9 protein-coding genes are annotated in these 8,980 nt (G+C 69.8%); 5 read left to right on the forward strand and 4 right to left on the reverse strand.

The window, feature by feature from the left end; all coding sequences use genetic code 11:
* Positions 1 to 10 precede the first annotated feature (10 nt).
* The 4 genes from odhB (at position 11) to RMO97_RS15135 (ending at position 3,746) form a co-directional block, all read left to right on the forward strand.
* Positions 11 to 1,237, forward strand: a complete 1,227-nt coding sequence (gene odhB / locus RMO97_RS15120) for a 2-oxoglutarate dehydrogenase complex dihydrolipoyllysine-residue succinyltransferase (protein ID WP_310541871.1) — start codon at positions 11 to 13, stop codon at positions 1,235 to 1,237.
* Positions 1,238 to 1,294: 57 nt separating this feature from the next.
* On the forward strand, positions 1,295 to 2,692 hold the full coding sequence (lpdA, locus tag RMO97_RS15125; protein ID WP_310541872.1) for a dihydrolipoyl dehydrogenase: 1,398 nt from the start codon (positions 1,295 to 1,297) through the stop codon (positions 2,690 to 2,692).
* Positions 2,692 to 3,117 (forward strand): GNAT family N-acetyltransferase, encoded by a 426-nt coding sequence (locus RMO97_RS15130; RefSeq protein ID WP_310541873.1) that lies wholly within the window; start codon positions 2,692 to 2,694, stop codon positions 3,115 to 3,117. The genes lpdA and RMO97_RS15130 overlap by 1 nt, the downstream gene beginning before the upstream one ends.
* A gap of 62 nt (positions 3,118 to 3,179) precedes the next feature.
* Positions 3,180 to 3,746, forward strand: a complete 567-nt coding sequence (locus tag RMO97_RS15135) for a histidine phosphatase family protein (RefSeq protein ID WP_310541874.1) — start codon at positions 3,180 to 3,182, stop codon at positions 3,744 to 3,746.
* Between the two features lie 120 nt (positions 3,747 to 3,866).
* Here RMO97_RS15135 and RMO97_RS15140 read toward each other — a convergent pair whose 3' ends face one another.
* From RMO97_RS15140 to fsa, 3 genes are read right to left on the reverse strand one after another with little or no spacing between them, the layout of a single operon-like run.
* Complete coding sequence (locus RMO97_RS15140) at positions 3,867 to 4,796, reverse strand: tyrosine recombinase XerC (protein ID WP_310541875.1); 930 nt, start codon at positions 4,794 to 4,796, stop codon at positions 3,867 to 3,869.
* Positions 4,781 to 5,458, reverse strand: coding sequence for a DUF484 family protein (locus RMO97_RS15145; protein WP_310541876.1), 678 nt, complete (start codon positions 5,456 to 5,458; stop codon positions 4,781 to 4,783). The genes RMO97_RS15140 and RMO97_RS15145 overlap by 16 nt, the downstream gene beginning before the upstream one ends.
* An 18-nt stretch (positions 5,459 to 5,476) precedes the next feature.
* The gene (gene fsa, locus RMO97_RS15150) at positions 5,477 to 6,130 is read right to left on the reverse strand and encodes a fructose-6-phosphate aldolase (RefSeq protein WP_310541877.1); all 654 of its coding nucleotides are present in this window, start codon (positions 6,128 to 6,130) and stop codon (positions 5,477 to 5,479) included.
* A gap of 299 nt (positions 6,131 to 6,429) precedes the next feature.
* On the opposite strand from fsa, the gene RMO97_RS15155 reads away from it, so the two are divergent.
* Positions 6,430 to 8,595, forward strand: a complete 2,166-nt coding sequence (locus RMO97_RS15155; protein WP_310541878.1) for a primosomal protein N' — start codon at positions 6,430 to 6,432, stop codon at positions 8,593 to 8,595.
* 158 nt (positions 8,596 to 8,753) lie between these two features.
* On the opposite strand, the gene RMO97_RS15160 is transcribed toward RMO97_RS15155, so the two are convergent.
* A partial coding sequence (locus RMO97_RS15160) for a hypothetical protein (RefSeq protein WP_310541879.1) occupies positions 8,754 to 8,980 on the reverse strand: 227 nt, incomplete at its 5' end.

Genomic DNA, 8,980 nt, shown 5'->3' on the forward strand with positions numbered 1-8,980 from the left:
AACCTCTCCAATGGCCGACATCATGACGCCCACGCTCGGCGAATCCGTCACCGAGGCGACTGTGGCGCGCTGGGCCAAGAAGCCCGGGGACGCGGTCCGCAAGGACGAGATCCTCGTCGAACTGGAGACCGACAAGGTCAGCCTGGAAGTCGCCGCCCCCGCTGACGGGGTGTTGGCCTCCATCAGCGCCGAGGAAGGCGCCACGGTCGAGCCGGGCGCGGTCCTGGGTCACGTGACCGAGGGCGCTGTCGCCGCCGCCCCGGCCAAGGCCGAAGCTCCCAAGGCCGCTGCTCCGGCTCCTGCGCCGGCTCCGGCGCCTGCGCCCGCTACGGCCGCCGCTCCCAAGCCCGCGGCCGCCGCGGCCCCGCTGGCGCCCTCGGCCCAACGCATCGTGGCCGAGAACAACCTCGACGGCGCCGCGATTTCCGGGACCGGCAAGGATGGGCGGGTGACCAAGGGCGACGCGCTGGCCGCCCTCGAGGCGCGCGCCAATGCGCCCGCCGCCGCGCCTGTCGCCTCGGCTCCCCGCGAGATCCACGCACGTGAGGAGCGGGTCCGCATGACCCGCCTGCGCCAGACCATCGCGCGACGTCTGAAGGAAGCCCAGAACGCCGCGGCCATGCTGACGACCTTCAACGAGGTCGACATGACCAACGTCATGGCCCTGCGCACCAAGTACAAGGACGTCTTCGAGAAGACCCACGGCGTGAAGCTGGGCTTCATGAGCTTCTTCGTGGCCGCCGTGGTCCACGGCCTGAAGCAGGTCCCGGAGGTCAACGCCGAGATCGAAGGCCAGGACATCATCTACAAGAACCACTACGACATCGGCGTCGCCGTCGGCACCGAGCGCGGCCTGGTGGTTCCCGTGGTTCGCGACGCCGACGCCCTGAACCTGGCCGGCGTGGAAAAGGCCATCGGCGCCCTGGGCAAGAAGGCCCGTGACGGGGCGCTCGCCATGGAAGACCTGCAGGGCGGCACCTTCACCATCTCCAATGGCGGGGTCTACGGCTCGCTGATGTCGACCCCGATCCTCAACGCGCCGCAGTCGGGCATCCTTGGCATGCACAAGATCCAGGAGCGCCCCATGGCCATCGGCGGCCAGGTGGTGATCCGCCCGATGATGTACCTGGCGCTGAGCTACGACCACCGCGTGGTGGACGGCCAGGGCGCGGTGACCTTCCTGGTCCACGTCAAGGACGCCATCGAGAACCCGGAACGCCTGCTGCTGGATATCTAGGGGGCGTCCGCCTCCCCATATCCTCCCCAGCGCACCTCAATTCGGAAGACCAGGCTCATGGCCCAATACGACGTCGTCATCATCGGGGGCGGTCCCGCCGGCTACAACGGCGCGATCCGGGCGGGCCAGCTGGGCATGTCGGTGGCCGTGGTGGAGAAGCGCGAGACCCTGGGGGGCACCTGCCTGAACGTGGGCTGCATGCCGTCCAAGGCCCTGCTGCACGCCTCGGAGATGTTCGATCTGGCCAATAAGGACTTCGCCACCCTCGGCATCGAGGTGACGCCGACCCTAAACCTGCCCCAGATGATGAAGCAGAAGGCCGAGAGCGTCTCGGCCCTGACCAAGGGCATCGAGTTCCTGTTCAAGAAGAACAAGGTCGACTGGGTCAAGGGCATGGGCAAGATCGCCGGACCCGGCAAGGTCGAGGTCACCGGCCCCGACGGCTCGGTCACGGTGCTGGAGACCAAGAACATCGTCATCGCCACCGGGTCGGAGCCCTCGGGCCTGCCGGGCGTGGTGGTGGACAACAAGCGTATCGTCGATTCGACCGGCGCTCTGGTCCTGCCGGAAGTTCCGGGGAGCCTGATCGTCATCGGCGCCGGCATCATCGGCCTGGAGCTGGGCTCGGTCTGGCGCCGCCTGGGCGCGCAGGTCACCGTCGTGGAATTCCTCGACCGCATCACCCCGGGCATGGACGCCGAGACCGCCAAGACCTTCCAGCGGTCCCTCACCAAGCAGGGCATGGCCTTCAAGCTCGGCTCCAAGGTCACCGGCGCCAAGTCCTCCAAGACCGGCGTCACCCTCACCGTCGAGCCGGTGGCCGGCGGCGAGATCGAAACCCTGACCGCAGACTACGTCCTGCTGGCCATCGGCCGCCGTCCCTATACCGACGGCCTGGGCCTGGAGAGCGTGGGCGTGGTCCCCGACAAGCGCGGCTTCATCGAGACCGACCACTTCAAGACCTCGGCGCCCGGCGTCTGGGCCATCGGCGACGCCATCCACGGCCCCATGCTGGCCCACAAGGCCGAGGAGGACTCCGTGGCGGTGATGGAGCTCATCGCCGGCAAGTACGGCCACGTGGACTACAATCTGGTCCCCAGCGTGGTCTACACCTACCCGGAGGTCGCTTGGGTCGGGAAGACCGAGGAGCAGCTCAAGGAGGCCGGCGTCGCCTACAAGGCCGGCAAGTTCCCCTTCACCGCCAACAGCCGCGCCAAGATCAACCACGAGACCGACGGCTTCGCCAAGGTGCTGGCCGACGCGGCCACCGACGAGATCCTCGGCGTCCACATCATCGGCCCCCAGGCCGGCGAGATGATCGGCGAATACTGCGTGGCCATGGCGTTCCGCGCCGCCAGCGAGGACGTGGCTCGCACCGTCCACCCTCACCCCACCCGGTCCGAGGCCGGCCGCCAGGCCGCCATGGGGGTCGAGGGCTGGACCATGCAGGCCTGATGTTGGTCCGCCGGGCCCGCCCGGAGGAGCTGCCCGTCGCCGGCGCCATCTATCAGAAGGTGCTGCGCGAAACCTTCACCTGGCTTCCGGCCTGGCGCCACAACGCCCAGGACTTCCTTCGCGACGCCCGAGAGGAGGAGGTCTATGTGGCCGTCCTCGAGCGCCGCATCGCCGGCGTCGCGGCCCTCTATCGCCGCGCCTCGTTCCTGCACTCTCTCTATGTCGATGTCCGCGGCCACAGTGTCGGCAAGGCCCTGCTGGATCATGTCGCGGCCGCCGCGCCCAATGCGCTGGCGCTGAAGTGCCAGACCGCCAATATCCGGGCGCGGGCCTTCTACGCCCGTGAGGGCTTCGCCGAGGTCGCGCAGGGCGATGACGGCGTTTCCTGGGTGCGCATGGAGAGGCCTTCGACCGCCTGGAGCTGAGCCCTTGCGGCGCGCCCGAAAACCCGGTCCCCTGGGCGCAAAGCCTCCGGGTAAGGAAACCGATGGAACTCGTGCTCATCCGCCATGGGCTGCCGGTGCGCAGCGCGCAAAGCTCCGATCCGCCCCTGCACGACGAGGGCCATGATCAGTCCCGCAAGGTGGCGCAATGGCTGGCCGGCGAGACCTTCGACGCGGTCTATTCCAGCCCCATGCTGCGCGCCATCGAGACCGCCGGTCCCCTGCTCGCCCACAGCGGCCACGAGCTGCGCCACCACGACGGCATCGCCGAGTTCGACCGTGACTCAGGCGCCTATGTCCCCATGGAGGAGCTGAAGCGCGAGGACTACGCGGCCTGGAAGGCCATGGCCGACGGCGAGCACGGGGTGGACATCGGCGTCTTCCAGCAGGCGGTGGTCGCGGCCCTGGAGGAGATCATCGAGAGCCATCCCGGCCAGCGGGTGGCGGTCTTCTGCCACGGCGGGGTGATCAATGTCTGGACCGCCCATGTGCTGGGCATGGCCCCGCGCCTGTTCTTCGAGCCCCGCTACACCAGCATCCACCGCTACATGTGCGCCCGCAGCGGCCAGCGGGCGATCCTCAGCCTCAACGAGACGGCGCATCTGCGATAACCCAACCCGCTCATCCCGGCGAAGGCCGGGACCCAGATTCATCCGCAGAATTCAGGATGCTTGGCGCAGGTCGTGACCTACGACCTGGATCCCGGCCTTCGCCGGGACGAGCGGAAAAAATCACGCGTGCGGATGCGCGCTGTTGTAGGCGCTCAGCAACGCCGCGGCGTCCACGTCTGTATAGCGCTGGGTCGTGGACAGGGAGGCGTGGCCCAGCAGTTCCTGGATGGAGCGCAGATCGGCGCCGGCCCCCAGCAGGTGGGTGGCGAAGGAGTGGCGCAGGGCGTGCGGCGTGGCGCTGGCGGGCAGGCCCAGGCGACGCCGCAACAGCTGCACCGTGGCCTGGACATGGCGCGGGCTGAGCGCTCCGCCCCGCTTGGCGCGGAACAGCGGCTCGCCGGGCGACAGCACAAAGGGAACCGTCGCCAGATAGGCGTCCACGGCCTCGCGCACGACGGGCAGCACCGGCACGATCCGGGTCTTCGACCCCTTGCCGACGATCCGCAGGCTATCCCCCAGCGGCGCGTCCGACCGCTTCAGCGACAGCCCCTCGGAGATCCGCAGGCCGCAGCCATAGAGCAGGGTCAGCACCGCCTCGTCGCGGGCGACTTCCCAGTCTTCTCGATCGGGATCCATCGAGGGTTCGGCGATCAGGCCGCGCGCCTGGTCCTCGGTGACCGGGCGCGGCGCCGACGGCTTCACCCGGGGGCCTCGCACCAGGGCGAGGTGGGGGTTGGGGGTGTCGTGGCGGCGGTCGAGATAGCGATGGAAGGTGCGGATCGCCGACAGGGACTGCGACAGCGACCGGGGAGACAGCGGATGGTCGCCGGACCGAAGGTGGGCCAGCCAGGCGCGGATCTCGCCCGCGGTCAGCTCACCGCAGGCCGCAAGCGTCAGGATCTCGCCCCGATGCCCCTCCTGAAAGGTGATGTAGCGGCCGGCGGCGAAGCCATAGGCCTCCACGGTGCGCGGCGAGGCGCGCCGCTCCTGGGCCAGGTGGACCAGCCACTCCGCCAGGACGGCGCGGGCGGTGGTCACAGGACCGGCCATCGCTCCGCCGTGCGTTCCACCACCCGGGCCAGGAAGGCCACCAGCTCGGCGCCCATGTCCTCGGTGAAGCCGTGCTCATCGGCCGAGCCAAAGGCCAGCAGGCCGGTGCGGGCCGGCTCCCAGATCGCCATGCGCACCATGGCCATGGACTTGATCTGCGGCGCCCGCTCGCCGAACAGGCCAAGCGCGGTCGGTTGGAAGCCCATCAGGGCCACGCGCTGGTGGCCGATGACCAGGTCGATCTGACCCTCGGCCATCACCCGCCAGCCGGCCGGGGTGCGGTCAGGTCCCTCCAGGGCGACGACGCCGGCGGCCAGGCCGAAGCGCAGCTGGGCCAGTTCGTCCACCCGTCGCGCCAGATCGGCATGGTTGCGGGCGTCGAGCAGGTCGACGACCGCGCCGTGGGTCTGGGCCTGGGCCGCGAAATTGGCGCGCGCCGTGGCTTCCAGGTGCTTGCGGGCCTTGGATTCCTTCTTGTGCGCCTCGTGCACGCGGGCGAGCGCCGCGGGACCGAACTCCACCACATTGGCGGCCTCGGGGCGCAGGCCCAGCTCCGCCATCAGGGCGGTGTCGGACAGCAGGAAGTCGCGATTGTCGGCGAGGAAGCGGCGCACCTCATCGGGGCCCAGCGTCTGATCCTTCAGCCCGACCCCGAGATCCATGCATCCGCCCCTGTGCTTCTACAGAATGGACTGACCCGTTTTGGCCCAGTCGCTCATGAACTGTTCAAGACCCTTCTCGGTTAACGGGTGCTTGAAGAGGTCCAAGAAAACCCCGGGTGGAATCGTCGCGCAGTCGGCGCCGGACAGGGCGGCGGCGGTCACGTGGGCGGGGTTGCGGATCGAGGCGGCCAGAATCTCGGTGTCGAAATCATAGGTGTCGTAAATGGCGCGGATCTCGCGGATCAGGTCCATCCCATCCATGCCGTAGTCGTCCAGCCGGCCGATGAAGGGCGAGATGTAGGTGGCGCCGGCCTTGGCGGCCAGCATGGCCTGGGCGGCGGTGAAGCACAGGGTGACATTGGTGGCGATGCCCTGCACGGCGAACTCGGCGGTGGCGATCAGCCCCTCGCGGGTCAGGGGCAGCTTGACCACCACATTGGTGGCGATGGCGGCCAGCTTGGCGCCCTCCTTCAGCATGCCTTCCACGTCGGTGGCGGCCACCTCGGCGCTCACGGGGCCCTCGACGAGATCGCAAATCTCGGCGATGACCTCCAGCATGGGCCGGCCGGACTTGGCGATGAGAGTGGGATTGGTGGTGACGCCGTCCACCAGGCCCGTGGCGGCCAGGTCCTTCAGGACGGCGGTGTCCGTGGTGTCGAGAAAGAGCTGCATGACGGGCCTCTGCGCGGAAATGAACGGGGCTTCCTTAGCCTCTGCGCCCCGGCGCGGCCAGCCTATGTGCGGGTCGTGATGGACACACCTCCGCTCATCCCGGCGAAGGCCGGGACCCAGATTCATCTCCAAACGTCGACCAGGACCCGCGTTCGTGTGGTTCGTGGTTCCAATTCTTTCGGGAGCGACGCCGCAGAGGCCTATCAAGATTGTCCACGAACCACACGAACAGCGGGCCAGCATTTGGGGTGCGGGATGAATCTGGGTCCCGGCCTTCGCCGGGATGAGCGGTGTTTCAATTGACCCGCCGTATCGCCTCCATCCTGCTACCCATGCCCCTGCCCGAGGCCTTCGATTACGAGGAGCCGGAGGGGATGGACCTCCAGGTCGGCGACCAGGTCGCCGCCCCGCTGGGCCCACGGCTGCTGCGCGGCGTGGTCACCGCGCTGAGGGACGGGACCGGCGGCAATCGCCCCCTGAAGGTCATCGAGGGCAAGCTGGACGATCCGCCCCTGCCGGCCCGCGCCCTGGAGTTCATCCAGTGGGCCGCCCGCTATTCGGTGGATTCGCCGGGCTCGCCCCTGGCCATCACCCTGCGCGGCGCACGCGCCCAGAAGGCGAAACCGGAGAAGGTCGTCGAAGCGACTGGGGTGCAGCCCGCCCGCGCCACCCCGGCCCGGACCAAGGCGCTGGAGACGGTCGCCGACCAGCGCCTCTCCCCGCCCGACCTCGCCCGCGCCGCCGGCGTCTCGTCGGGCGTCATCAAGGGCCTGGTGGACGAGGGCGTGCTGGCTGTGCGCCTGGTGGAGGCGCCCGTGGCCTTCGCGCCCCCCGACCTGTCGCGGGTCGGTCACCCGCTCAATCCCAGCCAGGACGCCGCCGCCAAGGCCTTGGTCGCTATGCTGGGGGAGGGGGGCTTCAACGTCGCCCTGCTGGACGGGATCACCGGCTCGGGCAAGACCGAGGTCTATCTGGAGGCCGTGGCCGCGGCCCTGGCCGCCGATCCGCAAGCCCAGGTGCTGATCCTGCTGCCGGAGATCGCGCTCACCCAGGCGGTGATCGCCCGGGTCGCCGCCCGGTTCGGCGCCGCGCCCGCCGAATGGCATTCCGACATCACCCCGCCCGCCCGGCGGCGGGTGTGGGAAGCCGTGGCCACCAGCCAGTGCCGCATCGTCATCGGCGCCCGTTCGGCCCTGTTCCTGCCCTTCGCCAAGCTGGCCCTCATCGTCGTCGATGAGGAACACGACGCCTCCTACAAGCAGGAGGAGGGCTTCATCTACCAGGCCCGCGACCTGGCCGTGGCGCGCGGCAAGATCGAGGAGGCCGCCGTGGTCCTGGCCTCGGCGACCCCCTCCCTTGAATCCCTGCGCAACGCCGAGACCGGCCGCTATCGCTGGCTGCGCCTGACCTCCCGCCACGGGGTCGCCGTCCTCCCCGACATCACGCTCATCGACATGCGCGAGACCCCGCCCGACAACGGCCGCTGGCTCTCGGCCCCCCTGGTGAAGGCCATGGGCGAGACCTGGGCGCGGGGCGAGCAGACCCTGCTGTTCCTCAACCGGCGGGGTTACGCCCCCCTGGTGCTGTGCAAGGCTTGCGGCGAGCGGATGACCTCCCCCGACACCGACTCCTGGCTGGTGGAGCACCGCTATTCCGGCCGCCTGGTCTGCCACCTGACCGGCTTCTCCATGCCCAAGCCGCTGGCCTGCCCCCACTGCGGCGCCAAGGACAGCCTGACCTCCATCGGTCCCGGGGTGGAGCGGGTGGAGGAGGAGGCGCGCGGCCTGTTCCCCGACGCGCGTATCGCCATCTTCTCCTCCGACACCGTCTGGGATGCGCGGGAGGCCAAGCGCCTGATCCAGGCCATGGAGGAGGGGCAGATCGATATTCTCGTCGCCACCCAGGCCGCCGCCAAGGGCCACAACTTCCCGGGCCTGACCCTGGTGGGGGTGGTGGACGCCGACCTCGGCCTGCGCGGCGGGGATCTGCGGGCCGCCGAGCGCACCTACCAGCTGCTGGCCCAGGCCACCGGCCGCGCCGGCCGCAAGGACCGCCCCGGCCGCGCCATGCTGCAGACCTACGCCCCGGAGCATCCCGTCATGCAGGCCCTGAAGGCCCAGGACCGCGACGCGTTCACCACCGCCGAGCTGGAGGAACGCGAGATCGCCGGCCTGCCGCCCTATGGCCGGCTGGCGGCCCTCATCGTCTCAGGCCCCGACGCCGTCCAGCTTGAGGCCTTCGTGGAAAAGATGGCCCAGACCGCGCCCAACGCCGAGGGCGTCGCCGTCTACGGCCCCGCCGACGCCCCGCTCGGCCTGATCCGCGGCCGTCGCCGCAAGCGCTTCCTCATCCGCGCCGATCGCACGGTGGATCTGTCGGCCTACCTCGCCGCCTGGCGCGCGCGGTTCCGCCCCCCCGGCATGATCCGTGTGGCCATCGACGTGGACCCGTACAGCTTTCTGTGAAGTCCAAAACCCGCTCATCCCGGCGACCGCGAAGCGGCGGCGCGAAGCAGTCAAGGCCGGGACCCAGAGGTCATCCACCGAATTCAGGTTCTTGGCGCAGTCCCTGACCTACGACCTGGATCCCGGCCTTCGCCGGGACGAGCGGAGAGGGTGTGGCCCTAAACCTCCCCCGCCTCCGCCGCGATGTCCCCGCCAGGCTCCGCCGCCTTGGCCGCCGCCATGGGGCGCTCCCGGAGGGTCGCCACCGGGATGAACAGCATCAGGATGACGCCCGCGACCAGCGAGCACAGGGCGACGATCATCCCGTCGACGATGGCCACCGAGAAGCTGGTGCGGATGGTCCGCTCCATGGCCACCTGTTTGGGATCGGCGGCGCGGGCGGCGG

Origin of the sequence: Phenylobacterium sp., assembly GCF_031425575.1 — a bacterium.
Classification (GTDB): Bacteria; Pseudomonadota; Alphaproteobacteria; order Caulobacterales; family Caulobacteraceae; genus Phenylobacterium.

Coding starts and splice junctions, on each gene's coding strand:
- RMO97_RS15140 (WP_310541875.1), bottom strand. CDS start 4,796: ATGGCCGGTCCTGTGACCACCGCCCGCGCCGTCCTGGCGGAGTGGCTG.
- RMO97_RS15130 (WP_310541873.1), top strand. CDS start 2,692: ATGTTGGTCCGCCGGGCCCGCCCGGAGGAGCTGCCCGTCGCCGGCGCC.
- fsa (WP_310541877.1), bottom strand. CDS start 6,130: ATGCAGCTCTTTCTCGACACCACGGACACCGCCGTCCTGAAGGACCTG.
- RMO97_RS15135 (WP_310541874.1), top strand. CDS start 3,180: ATGGAACTCGTGCTCATCCGCCATGGGCTGCCGGTGCGCAGCGCGCAA.
- lpdA (WP_310541872.1), top strand. CDS start 1,295: ATGGCCCAATACGACGTCGTCATCATCGGGGGCGGTCCCGCCGGCTAC.
- RMO97_RS15145 (WP_310541876.1), bottom strand. CDS start 5,458: ATGGATCTCGGGGTCGGGCTGAAGGATCAGACGCTGGGCCCCGATGAG.
- odhB (WP_310541871.1), top strand. CDS start 11: ATGGCCGACATCATGACGCCCACGCTCGGCGAATCCGTCACCGAGGCG.